18 protein-coding genes are annotated in these 20,456 nt (G+C 71.3%); 13 read left to right on the forward strand and 5 right to left on the reverse strand.

What is annotated here, in order from left to right:
• Nucleotides 1-14 precede the first annotated feature (14 nt).
• The 7 genes from ACWGN5_RS31930 to ACWGN5_RS31960 all read left to right on the forward strand — a co-directional run bounded on the left by ACWGN5_RS31930 (nt 15) and on the right by ACWGN5_RS31960 (nt 6,049).
• Nucleotides 15-818, forward strand: coding sequence for a cell division protein FtsQ/DivIB (locus tag ACWGN5_RS31930; RefSeq protein WP_453521692.1), 804 nt, complete (start codon nt 15-17; stop codon nt 816-818).
• 278 nt (nt 819-1,096) lie between these two features.
• Nucleotides 1,097-2,311, forward strand: coding sequence for a cell division protein FtsZ (gene ftsZ, locus ACWGN5_RS31935; RefSeq protein ID WP_453521695.1), 1,215 nt, complete (start codon nt 1,097-1,099; stop codon nt 2,309-2,311).
• On the forward strand, nt 2,308-3,033 hold the full coding sequence (gene pgeF, locus ACWGN5_RS31940) for a peptidoglycan editing factor PgeF (protein WP_453521698.1): 726 nt from the start codon (nt 2,308-2,310) through the stop codon (nt 3,031-3,033). The genes ftsZ and pgeF overlap by 4 nt, the downstream gene beginning before the upstream one ends.
• A gap of 8 nt (nt 3,034-3,041) precedes the next feature.
• Nucleotides 3,042-3,761, forward strand: a complete 720-nt coding sequence (locus ACWGN5_RS31945; RefSeq protein ID WP_453521700.1) for a YggS family pyridoxal phosphate-dependent enzyme — start codon at nt 3,042-3,044, stop codon at nt 3,759-3,761.
• 122 nt (nt 3,762-3,883) lie between these two features.
• Nucleotides 3,884-4,504, forward strand: a complete 621-nt coding sequence (locus ACWGN5_RS31950) for a cell division protein SepF (protein WP_030693462.1) — start codon at nt 3,884-3,886, stop codon at nt 4,502-4,504.
• 80 nt (nt 4,505-4,584) lie between these two features.
• Nucleotides 4,585-4,875, forward strand: coding sequence for a YggT family protein (locus ACWGN5_RS31955; RefSeq protein ID WP_017238790.1), 291 nt, complete (start codon nt 4,585-4,587; stop codon nt 4,873-4,875).
• A gap of 67 nt (nt 4,876-4,942) precedes the next feature.
• Nucleotides 4,943-6,049 (forward strand): DivIVA domain-containing protein, encoded by a 1,107-nt coding sequence (locus ACWGN5_RS31960; protein ID WP_352019007.1) that lies wholly within the window; start codon nt 4,943-4,945, stop codon nt 6,047-6,049.
• A 563-nt stretch (nt 6,050-6,612) separates the two neighbouring features.
• Here the strand turns inward: ACWGN5_RS31960 and ileS are convergent.
• Complete coding sequence (gene ileS / locus ACWGN5_RS31965) at nt 6,613-9,777, reverse strand: isoleucine--tRNA ligase (protein ID WP_453521705.1); 3,165 nt, start codon at nt 9,775-9,777, stop codon at nt 6,613-6,615.
• Between the two features lie 541 nt (nt 9,778-10,318).
• Here ileS and ACWGN5_RS31970 point away from each other — a divergent pair.
• The 6 genes from ACWGN5_RS31970 to ACWGN5_RS31995 all read left to right on the forward strand — a co-directional run bounded on the left by ACWGN5_RS31970 (nt 10,319) and on the right by ACWGN5_RS31995 (nt 15,684).
• Complete coding sequence (locus ACWGN5_RS31970; protein WP_453521707.1) at nt 10,319-11,242, forward strand: histone H1-like repetitive region-containing protein; 924 nt, start codon at nt 10,319-10,321, stop codon at nt 11,240-11,242.
• 80 nt (nt 11,243-11,322) lie between these two features.
• On the forward strand, nt 11,323-11,928 hold the full coding sequence (lspA, locus tag ACWGN5_RS31975) for a signal peptidase II (RefSeq protein ID WP_453521710.1): 606 nt from the start codon (nt 11,323-11,325) through the stop codon (nt 11,926-11,928).
• Between the two features lie 43 nt (nt 11,929-11,971).
• Complete coding sequence (locus ACWGN5_RS31980) at nt 11,972-12,913, forward strand: RluA family pseudouridine synthase (RefSeq protein ID WP_453521713.1); 942 nt, start codon at nt 11,972-11,974, stop codon at nt 12,911-12,913.
• A complete protein-coding gene (locus tag ACWGN5_RS31985) occupies nt 12,910-13,404 on the forward strand; it encodes a GNAT family N-acetyltransferase (protein WP_453521716.1) in 495 nt (164 codons plus the stop codon). Before ACWGN5_RS31980 ends, ACWGN5_RS31985 begins: the two co-directional genes overlap by 4 nt.
• A gap of 71 nt (nt 13,405-13,475) precedes the next feature.
• The gene (locus ACWGN5_RS31990; RefSeq protein ID WP_453521719.1) at nt 13,476-15,062 is read left to right on the forward strand and encodes a Na+/H+ antiporter; all 1,587 of its coding nucleotides are present in this window, start codon (nt 13,476-13,478) and stop codon (nt 15,060-15,062) included.
• 52 nt (nt 15,063-15,114) lie between these two features.
• Nucleotides 15,115-15,684, forward strand: coding sequence for a dienelactone hydrolase family protein (locus tag ACWGN5_RS31995; RefSeq protein WP_453521721.1), 570 nt, complete (start codon nt 15,115-15,117; stop codon nt 15,682-15,684).
• A gap of 67 nt (nt 15,685-15,751) precedes the next feature.
• Here ACWGN5_RS31995 and ACWGN5_RS32000 read toward each other — a convergent pair whose 3' ends face one another.
• From ACWGN5_RS32000 to ACWGN5_RS32015, 4 genes are all read right to left on the reverse strand, one after another.
• Nucleotides 15,752-16,699, reverse strand: coding sequence for a zinc metalloprotease (locus tag ACWGN5_RS32000; RefSeq protein ID WP_453521723.1), 948 nt, complete (start codon nt 16,697-16,699; stop codon nt 15,752-15,754).
• Between the two features lie 337 nt (nt 16,700-17,036).
• A complete protein-coding gene (locus tag ACWGN5_RS32005) occupies nt 17,037-18,686 on the reverse strand; it encodes an alkaline phosphatase D family protein (protein ID WP_453521725.1) in 1,650 nt (549 codons plus the stop codon).
• A 182-nt stretch (nt 18,687-18,868) separates the two neighbouring features.
• Entirely contained in the window at nt 18,869-19,684 is an 816-nt protein-coding gene (locus ACWGN5_RS32010) for a thioredoxin domain-containing protein (RefSeq protein ID WP_453521728.1), read from the reverse strand.
• Nucleotides 19,685-19,737: 53 nt separating this feature from the next.
• On the reverse strand, nt 19,738-20,424 hold the full coding sequence (locus tag ACWGN5_RS32015) for a hypothetical protein (RefSeq protein ID WP_453521731.1): 687 nt from the start codon (nt 20,422-20,424) through the stop codon (nt 19,738-19,740).
• Nucleotides 20,425-20,456: the final 32 nt, after the last annotated feature.

Consider the following 20,456-nt stretch of genomic DNA (forward strand, 5'->3'; position numbering starts at 1 on the left):
GCAGGAGGCGCCGGGTGGCAGCCGGACCGACGACCGCGGAGAAGAGCGGGACGAGCAAGTCGAAGGGGTCGTCGGAGCGGTCGTCCGGCGCCGGCACCCGGAACCGTCGGTTCCGGGTGCCGGCCCCCCGGCTGCTCCTCGTGGCGCTCGGCCTCGTCGCGCTCGTGGCCGGCGGGGTCTGGGCGCTCTACGGCTCGACCTGGTTCCGTGTAGAACGTGTGAAGACTTCCGGCACCCAGGTCCTGACCCCGGCCGAGGTGGAGGCGGTCGCCGCCGTCCCGATGGGCGCCCCGCTCGTCACCGTCGACACCGACGCGATCGAGGCCCGGCTCCGGCAGAAGCTGCCGCGGATCGAATCGATCGACGTCGTGCGGTCATGGCCGCACGGAATCGGGCTGAAAGTGACGGAACGGAAGCCCGTTCTCCTTGTCGAAAAGGGCGGAAAATTCACCGAAGTGGACGCGACGGGACTGCGGTTCGCCACCGTCGACACCGCGCCCCGCGGTGTCCCCCTTCTCGTCCTCGACGGCGCCTCCTCCCCGAGCCTCCGCCGCTTCGACGCGGACCGGCTGCTCCGGGAGGCGGTCGGCGTCCGGAGTGAACTCCCCGTGGAAATCGCCCGGGACACTCGTGTCGTCCGCATCACCTCGTACGACTCCGTCACTCTGGAGCTGACCAGGGGCCGAACGGTCTTCTGGGGCAGCGGTGAGCACGGCCCGGTCAAGGCCCGGGTGCTCACCGCCCTCATGAAGGCCACTCCCAAAGCGGGGCACTTCGACGTAAGTGCCCCCACGGCCCCCGCCTCGTCCGGAAGTTGACGGGCATCTCCGCTGGCCAGCACCCTGGTTGGCCATCGCTACGGGTGATCACATAGGGTGAAAAGAAAAACGGGAGGTTCGGCGTGTTCGTTGAACGTGCGCCACTTGTCGACTTAGTGTCCTGTTCGGAAGAGTCCAGCGAACAGAGACACTGGTAACCCTAAACTTCAACGTTAGGGTTTGGGTCGGCGTTTCGGACCGTCCCAATCGGCATCCGTCGGAGCGGCGCGACCAACCGCGCAGCGACGACACGTAACTCGAGGCGAGAGGCCTTCGACGTGGCAGCACCGCAGAACTACCTCGCAGTCATCAAGGTCATCGGTGTCGGCGGCGGTGGTGTCAATGCCATCAACCGAATGATCGAGGTCGGTCTCAAGGGCGTCGAGTTCATCGCCATCAACACCGACGCGCAAGCGCTGTTGATGAGCGACGCCGACGTCAAGCTCGACGTCGGCCGTGAACTGACCCGCGGCCTCGGCGCCGGGGCGAACCCGGCCGTCGGTCGCAAGGCGGCAGAGGACCACCGCGAGGAGATCGAGGAGGTCCTCAAGGGGGCCGACATGGTCTTCGTCACCGCCGGCGAGGGCGGCGGCACCGGCACCGGCGGCGCGCCCGTCGTCGCCAACATCGCGCGCTCGCTCGGCGCCCTGACGATCGGTGTGGTCACCCGGCCGTTCACCTTCGAGGGCCGCCGTCGCGCCAACCAGGCGGAGGACGGCATCGCCGAGCTCCGCGAAGAGGTCGACACCCTCATCGTCATCCCCAACGACCGACTGCTCTCGATCTCGGACCGCCAGGTCTCCGTGCTCGACGCCTTCAAGTCGGCCGACCAGGTCCTCCTGAGCGGTGTCCAGGGCATCACCGACCTCATCACCACCCCGGGTCTGATCAACCTCGACTTCGCCGACGTCAAGTCGGTCATGTCCGAGGCCGGTTCGGCGCTCATGGGCATCGGCTCCGCCCGCGGCGACGACCGCGCGGTGGCGGCGGCCGAGATGGCGATCTCCTCGCCGCTCCTGGAGGCCTCCATCGACGGCGCCCGCGGCGTGCTGCTCTCCATCTCCGGCGGCAGCGACCTCGGTCTCTTCGAGATCAACGAGGCCGCGCAGCTGGTCAGCGAGGCGGCCCACCCCGAGGCCAACATCATCTTCGGCGCCGTCATCGACGACGCCCTCGGCGACGAGGTCCGGGTCACCGTCATCGCGGCCGGCTTCGACGGCGGCCAGCCGCCGGCCCGCCGGGACAACATCATCGGCTCGGTCTCGGCCAAGCGCGAGGAGCCGGCCCCGGCCCCCCGCATCACGGAGACCCCCCGCCCGCTGGGCGGCCTCGGCACGGTCGCCCCGCGCGAGGAGCCGGCCCCGGTCCCGGTCGAGCCCGCCCCGGCCGTCAACGAGACCCCGCTGTCGTCCGCGCCGCCGGTCGTCCCGCCGGCCCGTCCGTACGCGGACAGCCAGGCCGAGGAGCTGGACGTCCCGGACTTCCTGAAGTGATAGGACACCGCTTCGACGCGAACGGCGCGCACTTCGCCTTCACCGACCGGTGGGGCGGGGTGAGCGCCGTTCCGTACGAGGAGCTCAACCTCGGCGGAGCGGTCGGGGACGAGCCCGCGGCCGTTCTCGCCAACCGGGCGGCCGCCGCCGGGGCCCTCGGGCTCGACCCGGCGCGGGTGGTCTGGATGAACCAGGTCCACGGCGCCGACGTCGCCGAGGTCGACGCACCGTGGGGGGACGCGGTGATCCCGTCCGTCGACGCGATCGTCACCGCCCGCCCCGGACTCGCCCTCGCCGTCCTCACCGCGGACTGCGTCCCGGTTCTCCTCGCCGACCCGGTCGCCGGAGTCGCGGCCGCCGCCCACGCCGGGCGGCCCGGGATGGTCGCCGGAGTCGTCCCCGCCGCCGTCGCGGCGATGGTGAAGCTCGGCGCCGACCCCGCCCGGATCGTCGCCCGCACCGGACCCGCCGTCTGCGGCCGCTGCTACGAGGTGCCGGAGGCGATGCGCGCCGAGGTCGCGGCCGTCGAACCGGCCGCGTACGCCGAGACCTCCTGGGGCACCCCCGCCGTCGACGTCGCCGCCGGAGTGCGCGCGCAGTTGGAGCGGCTCGGGGTCCCGGACATCGCGGACGCCGGGGTCTGCACCCTGGAATCGCGCGACCACTACTCGTACCGTCGCGATCGCACCACGGGGCGACTCGCGGGATATGTCTGGTTGTGAGAAGAGACATGACGGACCGCAAGTCGGAACTCGCCGCGAACCTGGCCCAGGTGGAGGAGCGCATCGCCGCCGCGTGCGCCGCCGCCGGGCGCCCGCGGGAGGAGGTGACCCTGATCGTGGTCACCAAGACCTACCCCGCGAGCGACGTCAGACTGCTGCACGAGCTCGGGGTGCGGCACGTCGCCGAGAACCGGGACCAGGACGCCGCGCCCAAGGCGGCCGCCTGTGCCGACCTCGACCTGACCTGGCACTTCGTCGGCCAGTTGCAGACCAACAAGGTCAGATCCGTGGTGGGTTATGCCGATGTGGTGCAGTCTGTCGACCGCTTGAAGCTCGTTTCCGCCCTGTCCGCGGCCGCGGAGAAGGAGGGCCGCGAGCTCGGCTGTCTGATCCAGATCGCGCTCGACGCCGAGTCCGGCGAGCGGGGCGACCGCGGCGGCGTCGCGCCGGACGGGATCGAGGAGTTGGCCGCGGCCGTGGACGCCGCGCCCGGTCTGAGACTCGCCGGGCTGATGACCGTCGCCCCGCTCTCCGGGGAGTACGCCGGGCGGCAACGCGCCGCCTTCGACCGGCTGATGGATTTGTCGACTGTCCTGCGCGCGACCCGTCCGGCTGCGAACATGGTGTCGGCAGGGATGAGTGCGGACCTCGAGGAGGCCGTCGCTGCCGGGGCGACACACGTACGCGTCGGTACGGCGGTACTCGGTGTCCGCCCGAAGCTCGGGTAACGTCGCGAAGCAAGTCGGACCACAGCAGAAAATATGGTCATTCCGCAGAACGGCGGGGTGGCCCGTGGATCGCCGGCACTTGGTGACAAGGCCGATCCACCACAGAGCGGAGGACTCAGAGAATGGCCGGCGCGATGCGCAAGATGGCGGTCTACCTCGGCCTCGTGGAGGACGATGGGTACGACGGCCGGGGCTTCGACCCCGACGACGACTTCGAACCCGAGCTGGAGCCGGAGCCCGAGCGCGACCGGCGCCACACCCCCCCGCGCCAGGTGGAGCGCGAGGAGCCGGTGCGAGTGGTGCAGCCCCCGGCCCCCCGGGAGCCGATTGCCCATTCTGTCCCGGTGCTCGCCGAAAGCGGACGTCCGGCCCGAATTGCCCCCGTGGCATCCATCACACCCGAACGCCCGAGCCTGGAGAAGAACGCACCGGTGATCATGCCCAAGGTCGTGTCCGAGCGGGAGCCGTACCGCATCACCACGCTGCACCCGCGGACCTACAACGAGGCCCGTACCATCGGGGAACACTTCCGTGAGGGCACCCCGGTGATCATGAACCTCACGGAGATGGACGACACGGACGCGAAGCGACTTGTCGACTTTGCCGCCGGACTCGTCTTCGGGCTCCATGGCAGCATTGAGCGCGTGACGCAGAAGGTGTTCCTGTTGTCGCCTGCTAACGTCGATGTCACGGCGGAGGACAAGGCCCGGATCGCAGAGGGCGGATTCTTCAACCAGAGCTGAGAACACGAGAACCGGACGGACCGGTCGCGAAGCGGCCGGACAAGCGAGAGCACGAAAGCCAGGGGAGAGGGAAACGCGGGATGGGCGTCGCACTACAGGTGGTCTACATCGTGCTGATGTGCTTCCTCGTCCTCCTGATCGTCCGGCTTGTCATGGACTACGTCTTCCAGTTCGCCCGTTCATGGCAACCCGGTAAGGCGATGGTGGTCGTCCTTGAGGCCACCTACACTGTCACCGATCCACCGCTCAAGCTTCTGCGGCGACTCATCCCGCCGCTGCGTCTCGGGGGCGTGGCACTCGACCTGTCCTTCTTCGTTCTGATGATCATCGTCTACATCCTGATCTCCATCGTGAGCAGCTTCGCGAGGTGATGGTGGAGGAACGAGTGGACGATACGGTCTTGCCGACTGCCGACGACTACGTAGAGGTGAAGAAGAGATGCCGCTGACCCCCGAGGACGTGCGGAACAAGCAGTTCACGACCGTCCGCCTTCGAGAAGGCTATGACGAGGACGAGGTCGATGCCTTCCTCGACGAGGTCGAAGCCGAACTGACCCGCCTGCTCCGCGAGAACGAGGACCTGCGCGCCAAGCTGGCCGCCGCGACGCGTGCCGCCGCGCAGAACCAGCAGCAGGGCATGCGCAAGCCCCCGGAGCCGCAGGATCGTCCCGTCGGTCCCGGCGCGCCGGTGCCCGCCGCCATATCCGGACCGCCGGCCCAGCAGCAGCAGCCGCAGATGGGTCCGCCGCAGCTGCCGTCCGGTGCCCCCGCGCTTCCCGCCGGCCCCATGCAGGGTGGCCCCATGCAGGGCGGGCCCATGGGCCCCGGCCCGATGCAGGGCGGCCCCATGCAGGGCGGACCGATGGGTCCCGGCCCGATGCAGGGCGGCCCCATGGGTCACCCGCAGCAGCAGATGCAGCCGCAGATGCAGCAGCCGCAGCAGGGCCCCGGTGGCGACAGTGCCGCGCGTGTCCTCTCGCTCGCCCAGCAGACCGCCGACCAGGCGATCGCCGAGGCGCGCTCCGAGGCCAACAAGATCGTCGGCGAGGCGCGCTCCCGCGCCGAGGGCCTGGAGCGGGACGCCCGCGCCAAGGCGGACGCTCTTGAGCGGGACGCGCAGGAGAAGCACCGCGTCGCGATGGGCTCCCTGGAGTCCGCCCGCGCCACGCTGGAGCGCAAGGTCGAGGACCTGCGCGGCTTCGAGCGCGAGTACCGCACGCGTCTGAAGTCCTACCTGGAGTCCCAGCTGCGTCAGCTGGAGACCCAGGCGGACGACTCGCTGGCCCCGCCGCGCACCCCGGCCACGGCCTCGCTGCCGCCGGCCCCGTCGATGGCCTCGGCGGGCGCGAGCGCGCCGTCCTACGGCGGCAACGGCGCGATGGGTGGTGCGCCGTCCATGGGCGGTGCCCCGTCCTACGGCGGCCAGCAGCAGATGTCCCCGGCCATGACCCAGCCGATGGCTCCGGTCCGGCCGCAGGCGCCCCAGCCGATGCAGCAGGCGCCGGCGCCGATGCGGGGCTTCCTGATCGACGAGGACGACAACTGAGGCGGCGGGTGCGCGTGCGCTGAGCACGTAGCCGTCGGCAGTCTCGAAGGGCCGGCCCCCCACGGGGAGCCGGCCCTTCGGCGCGCCCGGCGCCGCGCGTACCCGCGCCCTCGCTGCACGGCGCCAACCCGCCCGTGTGGGCCCGCGCCCGTGCTGGGCGGCGCCCCAGCCGCCGTGCGGGCCCGCACCCCCGCTGGGCAGCGCCCCGGCCCACCCGCCGTGTGGGCAATCGTCCCGCTGGGGCGTGGGGGTCCCCCTGCTCGAGCGAAGCCGAGAGCTTGGGGGAGGGTGGGCACACGGGACGGCGCGCTCAGCGGCGCCTCCGCGTTCCGCGCCCCGGCCCGCACCACGACTGCGGCGTCACCAGGGGTGCGGGTTCAGGCGCGGGAGCCTCGGGCGCCGGCAGGGGCGCCGTTCCGTTGTGCCCACCCGTTCCGCCCCTTGCGGAACGCCTGCCCACAACGGGGTCGGCACCGCCCCGGCGGAACGCATGCCTACAACGGCGGCCCGCAACGGGGGAAGGGCCCGGCACCGGGGTGGTGTCGGGCCCTTCCTGGGGGGCGTTACGCCTTGCGGAGGCGGAAGGTGAGGGTGAGGGCCTCGTCCTCGAAGGGCGTGCCGTACGTGTCGTCGGCCTCGCCCTGCGCGTAGTCCGTCGACAGAACCTCGTCCGCGATCAGCGACGCGTGCGCCGTCAGCGCCTCCACCGTCTCCGGCGACGCGGACGTCCACCGCAGCGCGATCCGGTCCGCCACGTCCAGGCCGCTGTTCTTGCGGGCCTCCTGGATCAGGCGGATCGCGTCACGGGCCAGGCCCGCGAGCCGGAGCTCCGGAGTGATCTCCAGGTCCAGGGCGACCGTCGCGCCCGCGTCGGAGGCCACCGACCAGCCCTCACGGGGGGTCTCCGTGATGATGATCTCCTCGGGGGTGACGGTGATCTCCTCGCCGTTCACCACGAGGGCCGCCTCACCGGACCGCAGCGCCAGCGACAGCGCCGCCGCGTCCGCCGCGGCCACCGCCTTCGCCACGTCCTGGACGCCCTTGCCGAAGCGCTTGCCGAGGGCCCGGAAGTTCGCCTTGGCGGTCGTGTCGACGAGCGAACCGCCGACCTCGGACAGGGACGCCAGGGAGGAGACGTTCAGCTCCTCCGTGATCTGGGCCTGGAGCTCCGGCGACAGCGCCGCGAAGCCCGTCGCCGCGACCAGCGCGCGGGACAGCGGCTGGCGGGTCTTCACGCCCGACTCCGCCCGCGTCGCCCGGCCCAGCTCGACCAGGCGGCGGACCAGGACCATCTGCTCCGAGAGCGTCTTGTCGACCAGGGCCGCGTCCGGCTCCGGCCAGGTCGCCAGGTGGACCGACTCCGGGGCGTCCGGCGTCACGGGGGCCACGAGGTCCTGCCAGACCCGCTCGGTGATGAACGGGGTCAGCGGGGCCATCAGGCGGGTGACCGTCTCGATGACGTCGTGCAGGGTGCGGAGCGCGGACGCGTCGCCCTGCCAGAAGCGGCGGCGCGAGCGGCGCACGTACCAATTGGACAGGTCGTCGACGAAGGCCGAGATCAGCTTGCCGGTGCGCTGGGTGTCGTACGACTCCATCGCCTCGGTCGTCTCGGCGATCAGCGTGTTCAGCTCGCTCAGGAGCCAGCGGTCGAGGACCGTGCGGTCGGCCGGCGCCGGGTCCGCCGCGCTCGGCGCCCAGCCGGACGTACGGGCGTACAGGGCCTGGAAGGCCACCGTGTTCCAGTACGTGAGGAGGGTCTTCCGCACGACCTCCTGGATCGTGCCGTGACCCACGCGCCGCGCCGCCCACGGGGAGCCGCCGGCCGCCATGAACCAGCGCACGGCGTCGGCGCCGTGCTGGTCCATCAGCGGGATGGGCTGGAGGATGTTGCCCAGGTGCTTGGACATCTTCCGGCCGTCCTCGGCGAGGATGTGGCCCAGGCAGACCACGTTCTCGTACGAGGACTTGTCGAAGACCAGCGTGCCGACCGCCATCAGCGTGTAGAACCAGCCGCGGGTCTGGTCGATCGCCTCGGAGATGAACTGCGCCGGGTAGCGGGACTCGAAGAGCTCCTTGTTCTGGTACGGGTAGCCGTACTGCGCGAACGGCATCGAGCCCGAGTCGTACCAGGCGTCGATGACCTCGGGCACGCGCGTGGCGGTCTTCGAGCAGGTGGGGCACGGGAAGGTGACCGCGTCGATGAACGGGCGGTGCGGGTCGAGCTCCGACTGGTCCGTGCCCGTCAGCTCCGTGAGCTCGGCGCGCGAGCCCACGCAGGTCAGGTGGTCGTCCTCGCAGCGCCAGATCGGCAGCGGGGTGCCCCAGTAGCGGTTCCGGGAGAGCGCCCAGTCGACGTTGTTCGTCAGCCAGTCGCCGAAGCGGCCGTGCTTGACGGAGTCCGGGAACCAGTTGGTCCTCTCGTTCTCCGCGAGCATGCGGTCCTTGACCGCGGTCGTACGGATGTACCAGGACGGCTGCGCGTAGTACAGCAGGGCCGTGTGGCAGCGCCAGCAGTGCGGGTAGCTGTGCTCGTACGCGATGTGCTTGAAGAGCAGGCCGCGCGCGTCCAGGTCGGCCGTGAGCGCCTCGTCGGCCTTCTTGAAGAAGACGCCGCCGACCAGCGGCACGTCCTCCTCGAAGGTGCCGTCGGGGCGGACCGGGTTCACGACCGGCAGGCCGTACGCCTTGCAGACCTTGAGGTCGTCCTCACCGAAGGCGGGGGACTGGTGGACCAGACCCGTACCGTCCTCGGTCGTCACGTACTCGGCGTTCACGATGTAGTGCGCCGGCTCGGGGCTGTGTCCATTGGTTCCCTCGCCGGCGCTCGGGAACTCCACCAGCTCGAAGGGGCGCTGGTAGGTCCAGCGCTCCATCTCCGCGCCCGTGAAGGACTCGCCCGTGGTCACCCAGCCCTCGCCGAGCGCCTTCTCGACCAGCGGCTGGGCGACGACTACCCGCTCGTCGCCGTCCGTGGCGACCACGTACGTCACCTCGGGGTGCGCGGCGACGGCCGTGTTGGACACCAGGGTCCACGGGGTCGTCGTCCAGACCAGGAGCGCCGCCTTGCCCGCGAGCGGGCCGGAGGTGAGCGGGAAGCGCACGTACACGGAGGGGTCGACGACCGTCTCGTAGCCCTGCGCCAGCTCGTGGTCCGAGAGGCCGGTGCCGCAGCGGGGGCACCAGGGGGCGACACGGTGGTCCTGGACCAGGAGGTCCTTGTCGAAGATCTGCTTGAGCGACCACCAGACCGACTCGATGTACGAGGGGTCCATGGTCCGGTACGCGTCGTCGAGGTCGACCCAGTAGCCCATGCGGGTCGTGAGCTCGGCGAAGGCGTCGGTGTGCCGGGTCACGGACTCGCGGCACTTCTCGTTGAACTCGGCGATGCCGTACGCCTCGATGTCCTTCTTGCCGGAGAAGCCGAGCTCCTTCTCGACGGCGAGCTCGACCGGCAGGCCGTGGCAGTCCCAGCCGGCCTTGCGGGCCACGTGGTAGCCGCGCATGGTCCGGAAGCGGGGGAACACGTCCTTGAAGACGCGGGCCTCGATGTGGTGGGCGCCGGGCATGCCGTTGGCGGTGGGCGGGCCCTCGTAGAACACCCACTCGGGGCGTCCCTCGGACTGCTCCAGGGTCTTCGCGAAGACCTTGCTCTCGCGCCAGAAATCGAGCACGTCGTGCTCCAGCGCGGGCAGGTCGACCTGGGCGGGCACCTGGCGGTACTGCGACATCGATCTTCCTCCGGCGGACGGTTCTCTTCCGTCGGAGGGACGAGAGCGCTGCTCCCGCGGTACCACCCTCCTTGGCCCCGGACGTGATCGCCCTGAGCCCCCTCATTGGGGTCGCGACGCCGGTTCTAGTCACCGCCCTGTCGTGCGGCTTTCTTCCGACGGCTCCGGGGTGATGCTTCACATCGGGCTCGCCCCCGGGCTCTCACCGTCCCCGGGTCGCTCATGGCTGCTTGCGACGCTACTCGTCCCCATCCAAGCCTTTCGCTGTGGCCAGTGTAAGGGCCCGGAGGGGAGGCGGCAGACCGGTTTTTCCGTGACCCGAATGGCCATACGGCCGGGAATCGACTTCCCGTACGGCCATGTGGGGGAGGCGCGGGACGGATAACCGGGCGGGGAGCTGGGCACAACGGAGGCAGGCCCGCCCTGTGGGGAGCGGGGGCGGGTGGGAACGGCGGCGTGCCCCGTTGCCGCGGGCCTTGGGCCGATTTATCGTCCCAGCACGATTCGCGAGCAAGATCACAAAATGTGAAGGGGCCGCGACATGGTGGCGAAGAAGACCGCCGCGAAGAAGACCTCGGTCGCCGGTTCCGCCGGTGCGACCGGGGTCGCCGAGGACGTGGCCGCCAAGGACGTGGCCGGCAAGAAGTCGACGGTCGACGGGAAACCGGTCGCGAAGAAGACGCCGGCCAGGAAGACGGTCACGAAGAAGACGGCCGCGAAGAAGCCGGTGGCGAAGAAGTCGGTGGCGAAGAAGGCCGCGGCCCGGAGGACGGTCGCCGCGGACACGTCCCCGAAGGACACCGGCCCCAAGGACGCGGCACCCGGGGACGCGGCCCCCAAGGACGCCGTCGCGAAGGAGGCCGGGGCGGTGGAGTCCGTCGGTGAGGCCTCCGGCGGCGACGGCACCGACCCGAAGACGCCCGCCAAGAAGGCCGTGGCGAAGAAGGCGGCCGCCAGGAAGGCGCCCGCCGCGAAGAAGCAGACAGGAGCCAGGACGGTGGCAGCGAAGAAGACCGCGGGTGGCGTCAGGACCGTCGGCGACGAGGCGGCGGTGCCCCCGGCGCGGGCCGGTGAGCTCGCGGTGCGTCCCGGCGAGGACCCGTGGACGCCGGAGGAGGTCGCCGAGGCCCGCAGCGGGCTCCAGGCGGAGGTGCTGCGGCTCCGCAGCGAGCTCGTCCACTCCCAGGAGGAGCTGACCGGTCTGATGCGGGACTCCGGCGACGGCGCCGGGGACGACCAGGCCGACACCGGCACCAAGAACATCACGCGCGAGCACGAGCTGGCCCTCGCGGCGAACGCCCGGGAGATGCTGGAGCAGACCGAGCACGCCCTGGAGCGGCTCGACGCGGGCACGTACGGGCTCTGCGAGGTGTGCGGCAAGCCGATCGGCAAGGCGCGGATGCAGGCCTTCCCGCGGGCCACGCTCTGCGTCGAGGACAAACAGCGACAGGAGCGGCGCGGCTGACGATCTCGGCTGCCGGTCTCGTACGCCTGTGCCGTACCCTCGGTGCACGGTCAGGCATCGAGGTCGAGGGACTCACTCACGTGGCAGAGGCGGAGCGCATCATCGGTACGCCGGATTCAGCAGGGGGCGACGAGACGGCCGCCCCCGACGACGGCACGGCGGCCCCCGACGGCACGGCCGCTCCCGAGGAGCGGCCTAAGGGCAGGCGCCGGATCGCCGCCCTCTTCGTCGTGGCCGTGCTCGCCTATCTGCTCGACCTCGGCAGCAAGATGCTGGTGGTCGCCAAGCTGGAGGGCCACGAGCCGATCCGGCTGATCGGCGACGTCCTGCGGCTCGACGCGATCCGGAACCCGGGCGCGGCCTTCGGCATGGGCGAGGCCTTCACGATCATCTTCACCTGCATCGCCGCCACCGTGATCGTCGTGATCATCCGGCTGGCCCGGAAGCTCTACAGCCTGCCCTGGGCGATCGCGCTCGGTCTGCTGCTCGGCGGTGCGCTGGGCAACCTCACGGACCGGATCTTCCGCTCGCCCGGCGTCTTCGAGGGCGCGGTCGTGGACTTCATCGCCCCCGCGCACTTCGCCGTCTTCAACCTCGCCGACTCGGCGATCGTCTGCGGCGGCATCCTGATCGTCCTGCTGTCCTTCCGGGGCCTGGACCCGGACGGCACCGTCCACAAGGACTGAGCACCCAGGACCGAGCACTCCCGGCACAAGGCATACTCGACGGGTGAGCACGAGTCCCGAGATCCGCACCCTGCCCGTTCCCGATGGCCTGGAGGGCGAGCGCGTCGACGCCGCCATCGCCCGTATGTTCGGGTTCTCCCGTACGAAGGCGGCCGAGCTGGCCGCCGCAGGGAAGGTCCAGATCGACGGCTCCGTCGTCGGCAAGTCCGAGCGGGTCAGCGGCGGCGCGTGGCTCGAGGTCGAGATGCCGGGCGCGGCCGCGCCCGTGCAGATCGTCGCCGAGCCCGTCGAGGGCATGGAGATCATCCACGACGACGACGACATCGTCGTGATCATGAAGCCGGTCGGCGTCGCCGCGCACCCCAGCCCCGGCTGGACCGGCACCACGGTCATCGGCGGCCTCGCCGCCGCCGGGTACCGCATCTCCACCTCCGGCGCCGCCGAGCGCCAGGGCATCGTGCACCGCCTCGACGTCGGCACCTCCGGCCTGATGGTGGTCGCCAAGTCGGAGTACGCGTACACCTCGCTCAAGCGCCAGTTCAAGGAGCGCGTGGTCGACAAGCGCTACAACGCGCTGGTCCAGGGCCACCCGGACCCGATGAGCGGCACCATCGACGCGCCGATCGGCCGGCACCCGAACCACGATTACAAGTGGGCGGTCACAGCCGACGGCAAGCCCTCCGTCACGCACTACGACCTCATCGAGGCGTACCGGTCGGCCTCGCTGCTCGACATCAAGCTGGAGACGGGCCGCACCCACCAGATCCGGGTGCACATGTCCGCCCACCGCCACCCCTGCGTCGGCGACCTCACCTACGGCGCCGACCCGACGCTCGCCAAGCGCCTCGGCCTGACCCGGCAGTGGCTGCACGCCGTCCGCCTCGGCTTCGAGCACCCGGGCGACGGGTCCTGGGTGGAGTTCTCCAGCACCTACCCCGAGGACCTGCAGAAGGCCCTCGACCGGATCGCCTCGGAGAGCCAGTGAGCGCCGCGTACACCGTCCGTGAGGCGGTCGCCGAGGGGGACAGGGAGGCCTGCTTCGCGGTGCGCCGCGAGGTCTTCGTCGAGGAGCAGGGCGTTCCGCGGGAGCTGGAGTACGACACGTACGACGCGACCGCCGCGCACGTCCTCGCGCTGGGCGCGGACGGACGGCCGCTGGGCACCGGGCGCCTGCTGCACGGGGCGGACGCGACCGGCAAGACCGGCGCCGACGCCTCCGTGGGCTCCCTCGGGCGGCTCGCGGTGACCAAGGCCGCCCGCGGTCTCGGGGTCGGCGCGGCGCTCGTGCGGGCCATCGAGGACGTCGCGCGGGAGCGCGGTCTGAGCGCCGTCGACCTGCACGCGCAGACCCACGCGCTCGGTTTCTACGAGCGGCTCGGGTACGTGGCGTACGGCCCCGAGTTCCCGGACGCGGGGATGCCGCACCGGGCGATGCGAAAGGCCCTGGAGGCGCAGGTCCGCCGGGTCGTGGGCTGAGCGCCGTACGTGATTCCCGGCGTGGCTCGGGCAATCGCCGTCAAAACGGACGTACGTGACAGGGTGGGGCCGTGGATCAATTGGCCCTGCTCTTCCTGCTGCTCCTCGGCGCCCTGCTCACCGTGCCCCTCGGCGACCGGCTCGGGCTGCCCGCGCCCGTCCTGATGACCCTCATCGGGATCGTGCTGGCCTTCCTGCCCTTCGTGCCGAACGTCGACATCCCGCCGGAGTTCATCCTCCCGCTGGTGCTGCCGCCGTTGCTCTACGCCTCGGTGCAGCGGACCTCCTGGCGGCAGTTCGCGGCCAACAGGCGGCCGATCTTCCTGCTCGCGGTCGCCCTGGTCTTCGTCACCACGGCGGCGGTCGGCGCGGTCGCGCACTCGCTCGTGCCGGGCCTTCCGCTGGCCGCCGCGCTGGCGCTCGGCGCGCTCGTCGCGCCGCCGGACCCGGTCGCCGCGACCGCCGTGGCCGGCTCGCTCGGGCTGCCCCGCCGGCTCGTGTCGATCCTGGAGGGCGAGGGGCTCTTCAACGACGTCACCGCGATCGTCTTCTACCACGTGGCGATCGCCGCCGTCGTCAGCGGCTCCTTCTCCTGGCCGGAGGCGCTCGGCGAGTTCGTGCTGTCGGCCGTCGTCGCCGTCATCGTCGGCCTGGCGCTCGGCTGGCTCTCCAACAAGCTCATCGGGCTCCTCGGCGACGCCACCCTGCAGACCGGCCTGACCCTCCTCGTCCCCTTCGTGAGTTACGTGATCGCCGAGGAGCTGCACGGCTCCGGCGTCCTCGCCGTCCTGGTCACCGCGCTCTTCCTGGCCGAGCACGCGGCCGACGCCGACGACGTGATGGGCCGGCTCGCCGGGCAGACCTTCTGGCAGATCGTCGACACCCTCGTGACCGGCATCGCCTTCGGCCTCATCGGCCTGGAGCTCGTCCATGTCTTCGGCGTCGCCGAGGGCCGCGGCTGGGAGATGCTCGGCTGGGGCGCCGCCGTGGTCGGCGTGGTCGTCGGCGTCCGTCTGCTGTGGCTGCTGCCCGCCACCTGGCTCGCGAAGAAGCTGCACACGCTCCGGGACGTCGACGAGGAGATCCCGATGAGCTGGCGGGAGACCGTCGTGATGTGGTGGGCGGGGATGCGCGGGGTGGCCTCGGTCGCACTTGCCCTCGCCATCCCGTTCCGCACCGACGACGGCTCGCCCTTCCCCGGCCGCGACGAGATCGTCTTCATCGCCTTCTGCGTGATCATCGCCACTCTCGTCTTCCAGGGCCTCACGCTGCCCTGGCTGGTCAAGCGGCTCGGGGTGCGGGCGGACACGGACGCCGAGCGTGCCCTGGAGCGGGAGCTCGCGATCCGGGCCGCGAAGGCCGCCAAGCGCAGGCTCAAGGAGATCGAGGAGGTCGAGGAGCTGCCCGAGGAGGTGCAGGAGCGGCTGCTGCGCGGGGCGTACGACATCGGGGCGCGGATCAGCCCGGACATCGTGGACGACGAGCGGCGGGCCGCCTTCATGGAGCGGACGAAGCGGTTCAAGGCCGTGCAGCGGATCCAGCGGGAGCTGATGTCGGCCGCCCGGCACGAGGTCCTCGCGGCGCGCAGCGAGCCGGGCGCGGACCCCGAGGTGGTGGACCGGGTGCTGCGCCACCTGGACGTGCGCAGCATGCGCTGACGCCTCAAGGGCCTGCCCGGCGCTGTCGGCGGCGGGTGGCAGGATGGGGCGCATGGACATCATGCTCTTCCACTCGGCCTACGGGCTGACCCCTTCCGTCGAGGCGGCCGCCGAGCGGCTCCGGGCCGCCGGCCACCAGGTCTGGACTCCGGACCTCTACGACGGGCGGACGGTCGGGACCGTCGAGGAGGGCGTGGTCCTCCGCGACGAGATCGGCAAGGACGAGCTGCTCAAGCGGGCGGTCCTGGCCGCCGCCCCGTACTCCGAGCGCGGCCTGGTCTACATGGGCCTCTCCCTCGGGGCCTCGATCGCGCAGACCCTGGCGCTCGGCGACGAGAAGGCGCGCGGGCTGCTGCTGCTCCACGGCACTTCGGACATCGCGGAGTCGGCCGCGGTGGACGAGCTGCCGGTGCAGCTGCACGTGGCGGAGCCGGACCCCTTCGAGACGGACGACTGGCTGTCCTCCTGGTACCTCCAGATGCGCAAGGCCGGGGCGGACGTGGAGATCTACCGCTACCGGGGCGCGGGTCACATCTACACGGACCCGGAGCTGCCGGACTACGACGCGGAGGCGGCGGAGCGGACCTGGTCGGTCGCGCTGTCCTTCATCGACAGCCTGTAGGGCGCACAGGGGTGTGGCCCCCGGGGAGTTCCCCGGGGGCCACAGCCTTTCGTGCGCGGACGGGCCGTCAGGCGCGGTACGCGGTCCAGGCGTCGTTCATCCGGGTCACCTGACCGGCGGTGAACTGGTACATGCAGGAGTCGTACGTGTAGTCCATGAAGTTGTGGATCGGGTCCACGCCGGCCTTGGAGGCGCAGGAGTCACGGCCGGTCGGGCACTCGTACGCCGGGCTCTTCTCGGCCGGGGTGTCGGCCACGTAGTCGCCGTTGCCGGTGCAGCCGCCCTGGAAGGTGTGGTAGAGGCCCATCCAGTGGCCGACCTCGTGGGTGGCGGTGTCGCCCTCGTCGTAGTTGGCGGCGGAGCCGCCCGGGAGGGAGGCGTCGAGGATGACGACGCCGTCCATCTTCGGGCTGGAGTTGTACGAGGACGGGAAGGTCGCCCAGCCGAGGAGGCCGCCGCCGAGCTTGGCGGTGTAGACGTTCAGGGCGTTCGCGCCGCCCTTGCGCAGGGTGTTCTTCATGTCCTTCTCGGCCTGCGAGCCGGAGGACAGGTTGTACCAGGTGGCGTTGTCCGTGTAGTCGGTCGCGGCCAGCGAGAACTGGAAGCCGGTGTTCACGTTGCCGGTGCCCTGGCCGGCGTACGCGGCGTTGAGGACGGCCATCTGGTTGCTGATGTCCGTGGCGCTGAGCTTGCCCGTCGTGCCGCTGTGGATCACGTGGAAGTAGACGGGGATGGTGGCCCCGGCGGCGACGGAGGTGGCGCCCACGCGGCCCGAGTTCCGGGCGGCGGCGACCTTCTTCTTCAGGTCCTCGTCCATGGCCTTGGCCTGCGCGGCGGTGACGTCGTTGGGCTCGGCCTTGGTGGCCTCGCCCTTCGCCTTGCGGGCGCCGGACAGGGCGGTGGTGCCGTCTGCGCACTTCTCGGCCGAGGCCAGCGTCGTGGTCGACGGGGTGGCCGCCGGGGCGGACAGCGGGGCCAGGGCCAGGGTTCCGGCCATCACGGCGGTGCCGAGCATACGACGTGACGTACGCGGCGATATACGGACAAGAGCACGCACGGGTGACTCCTCGCGGGGGGTGGTGGGAGGAACTTCCTCGCCACGCCGGGGAGATTACGCGTCCATGTCACGCGCCGTTGAGAAGTGATCAGGCCCAATCATTCATGGGGCAATTCGGGTCATCAGGAAGAAGAACTTGCGCCGCTTCCGGAGTTTGAGACGCCGACGTAACAAGCGGGGTGACGGAGGCGGGTGGTGTGTCCGGATTCGATCGCCCGAACCCACCACCCGCCGTAGCGATGTGATCTCCCGTTAACAGAAGAGATCATGGCTGAAAATCGCCGTTGAGGGACGGTTACAGCACCGGCTGGTACACCCGCTCGACACGCTGCGTTCCGTTCAGCGTCCGATAAGAGCGCGCCCAGGCCGTCGTCGCGGCCGGGTCCCGCTTGTCGGAGACCGTGTAGTAGTCCATCTGCGAGTGCTCGGCCGTCACGTCGAGCACGCCGTAGCCGTGGTGGTCCATGTCCACCCACTTCACATGGCGGTTGGCGGCCTTCACGGCGCCCGCGGCCACCACCGAGAGCGTGCCCGGCGCCACGTGCAGCAGGTCGTCCAGGTTGTCCGAGGTCACCGAGGTGACCACGAACTCGGTCGCCGCCGAGGCCGAGAGCGGATACGTCGCGGCCTTCACCGGCACGTCGTTGGCCCAGGCCATGTGGATGTCGCCGGTCAGGAAGACCGTGTTCCGGATCGCCCGCGCGGTCAGGTGCGCGAGCAGCTCCTTGCGGTCGTCCGTGTAGCCGTCCCACTGGTCCACGTTGACCGCGATGCCCTCCGCCGGCAGGCCCAGCAACTCGGCCAGCGGCTTCAGGAGGTAGGCCGGCAGGGAGCCGAAGGCGACCGGCGAGATCATCACCGAGGTGCCGACCAGCTGCCAGGTCGCGTCCGAACCGGCGAGCCCGGCCTTCAGCCAGTCCAGCTGCGCGCGGCCCGTGATGCTCCGCTCGGGGTCGTCGACCGTGCCGCTGCCCGTCTTCGCCTGCGCCGACCGGAACGAACGCAGGTCCAGCAGATGCAGATCGGCCAGCTTGCCGAAGCGCAGCCGCCGGAAGACCGTGCCCTCCGTGGAGGTGCGGACCGGCATCCACTCGAAGTACGCCTGCTTCGCGGCGGCCACCCGGGCCGCCCACTCGCCCTCGGCGCCCGGGGTGTGGTTCTCGGCCCCGCCCGACCAGGCGTCGTTGGCGAACTCGTGGTCGTCCCAGATCGCGATGACCGGGTGCGCCGCGTGCAGCGCCTGGAGGTCGGCGTCCGTCTTGTACTTCCCGTGCCGGGTCCGGTAGTCGGCGAGGGAGACGATCTCGTGGCGCGGTTCGTGCTGCCGCACGACGTACTTCGCCTCGGGGTAGGCGCCGGTGGCGTACTCGTACAGGTAGTCGCCGAGGTGGAGGACCGCGTCCAGGTCCGTGCGGGACGCGAGGTGGCGGTACGCGGAGAAGTGGCCGGACTCCCAGTTCGCGCAGGAGACCACGCCGAAGCGGACCCCGGGCGCGGCGGCGTCGGCGGCCGGCGCGGTGCGGGTGCGGGCGGCGGGGGAGACGGTCTCGCCCACGGTGAAGCGGAACCAGTAGGCGGTGGCCGGGCGCAGGCCCCGGACGTCGGCCTTCACCGTGTGGTCGGATGCGGCGCTCGCCGTGGTGGTGCCGGAGGCGACGACCCGGGCGAAGGAGCGGTCCTCGGCGAGCTCCCAGCCGACCTGGACGTCGGGTCCGAGGCTGGAGCCGGGCACGGCCTCGGGGGTGGGGGTGACGCGCGTCCAGAGCAGGACGCCGTCGGGCAGCGGGTCGCCGGAGGCGACGCCGTGGAGGAAGGCGGGTGCCCCGGAGTCCGCGAGCGCCGGGGAGGCCGCGCCGAACACGGCGGGCGTGACGACGGCGGTGACGGCGGCGGCCTTGACGACGGCGCGCCGCGTGGGGGCAGAGGATATGAAACGACTGGTCACGGGCAGTCAGATTACTGACGGGTAGGCCCTGGGGGCAGGTGAAATCCGGAAGTTCGCCGACTCGTCGCCCCCCGGACGCCTGAGCCGGGTACACCTCGGCCTCCGGACCGAGCGGGTCCGGGTACACCTCGGCCCCGGACCGAGCGGGTCCGGGGCCATGGCGGTTGCTGCCTGGTGCGGCGTCAGGCCTTGAGGGCCGCGTCGATCGCCGTGGTGAACTGGGCCACCGTCATCGGCGGGTCCTCCGTGCCCTGGACCGTGACGGCCTTGCCGTCCATCTTCAGGGTCGGCGTGCCCTGCACCCCGCTCGCGTCGAAGGCCTTCGACATCTTCATCGCCCACGCGTCGAAGGTGCCGCCCTCGACGTTCTTCCGGAACTCGGCGTCGCCCTTGAGGGCCGGGACCGAGTCCGCCACCTCCAGGAGGTAGGAGTCCTTGGCGAACTTGTCGTCCCTCTCCTCCGGGTGGAACTTCGCGGAGTAGAGGGCCGCCTTGTACTTCAGGAAGGCCTCCGGGCTCACGTTCAGCGCGGCGCCGAGCGCCGAGAGGGCGTTCCTCGAGCCCTCGCCCGGGATGCCGTTGTCGATGAAGGTCGCGCCCACGTACTTGATCTTGTACTTGCCGGCCTCGACGTCCTTCTCGACCGTGGGGCCCACCGCCTGTTCGAACTTCGCGCAGACCGGGCAGCGCGAGTCCTCGTACAGCTCGAGGGTCTTCTTCGCGGAGTCCTTGCCGATGACGACGGTCGTGCCGTTCGTGCCCGTGGTGTTCTTCGGCGCCGTCACAGTCTTCGCGTCGGCCGCCGCCTCCCACTGGCCGGGCTTGTTCGACTGGACGACCGCGTAGCCGATGCCGCCGGCGGCGGCCAGGACGGCCACGGCCGAGACGCCGACGATCAGCTGCCGGCGCGCCCGGTCCTTCTTCGCCTGGCGCTCGCGCTCCTCGCGCAGTCGCTCGCGGGCGGCGGCCTTGTTGGCGTGGTTGTTGCGTGCACTCATGATCGTGTTCTCCGTGAAAGGTGGGGAAGGGCAGGGGGAGGCGCGGGGCCCGCTCAGACGAGAGCGAGCACCGGACGCGGCGGCCCCCGCCGCCCGACGGAGTGCACGAGGAGCCGGGCACGGGAGGACCGGGGCCGCCCGGCGGGCCGGCCGGCCCGCAGCGGCGCCGGACCGGAGGCCCGGAAGAAGGCCGCCACGAGCAGCAGCGGCCGGAACGCGAAGGCCTCCACCGCGCGGAGCAGCCGGGCGAGCGCCCGCTCCCCGCCGCGCAGCCAGCAGGCCGCCGAGAGCCCCACGCCCACATGGGCCAGGAGCAGCAGCCACGGCAGCGCCGGGTCGGGGGCGTCGAGCAGCGCAGCCGCGCCCCCGCCCTCGGGGGTCGCCACCCCGGGCAGCGGTGTGCCCACGGCGCCGCCGCAGAACACGTCCACGCCCACCGCGCGCAGCGAACCGGCGACCGGGCCGCCGGCGGGGCCGTAACAGACCGCCTGCCCGCTGGTGAAGAGGGTGTCGGCGGCCAGCTCCAGGGGGACGAGGAGCCCGGCGATCGGGCCGAGGCCGCGCTCACGGCCGGCCAGCGCGTACGCCACGGCGAAGACGCCGACCGCGACCGGGACGACCGTCCCCAGCGGCAGCGGCACGCGGGAGAGCAGCACGTGGGACGCCACGGACAGCGTCACGACCAGTGTCGTGAAGAACGCCGCCCGCAGCGTCCTCAGCTGCGTCCCTGCCATGTCCATCGTCGTGGAGTGTCCCATGCCCGCGCGTAAGA

The organism is Streptomyces sp. NPDC055815 (assembly GCF_053616475.1).

Coding starts and splice junctions, on each gene's coding strand:
- ACWGN5_RS31995 (WP_453521721.1), top strand. CDS start 15,115: ATGGACATCATGCTCTTCCACTCGGCCTACGGGCTGACCCCTTCCGTC.
- ACWGN5_RS31955 (WP_017238790.1), top strand. CDS start 4,585: ATGGGCGTCGCACTACAGGTGGTCTACATCGTGCTGATGTGCTTCCTC.
- ACWGN5_RS31945 (WP_453521700.1), top strand. CDS start 3,042: ATGACGGACCGCAAGTCGGAACTCGCCGCGAACCTGGCCCAGGTGGAG.
- ACWGN5_RS31950 (WP_030693462.1), top strand. CDS start 3,884: ATGGCCGGCGCGATGCGCAAGATGGCGGTCTACCTCGGCCTCGTGGAG.
- ileS (WP_453521705.1), bottom strand. CDS start 9,777: ATGTCGCAGTACCGCCAGGTGCCCGCCCAGGTCGACCTGCCCGCGCTG.
- ACWGN5_RS32010 (WP_453521728.1), bottom strand. CDS start 19,684: ATGAGTGCACGCAACAACCACGCCAACAAGGCCGCCGCCCGCGAGCGA.
- ACWGN5_RS32000 (WP_453521723.1), bottom strand. CDS start 16,699: ATGCTCGGCACCGCCGTGATGGCCGGAACCCTGGCCCTGGCCCCGCTG.
- ACWGN5_RS32015 (WP_453521731.1), bottom strand. CDS start 20,424: ATGGACATGGCAGGGACGCAGCTGAGGACGCTGCGGGCGGCGTTCTTC.
- ACWGN5_RS31970 (WP_453521707.1), top strand. CDS start 10,319: ATGGTGGCGAAGAAGACCGCCGCGAAGAAGACCTCGGTCGCCGGTTCC.
- ACWGN5_RS31960 (WP_352019007.1), top strand. CDS start 4,943: ATGCCGCTGACCCCCGAGGACGTGCGGAACAAGCAGTTCACGACCGTC.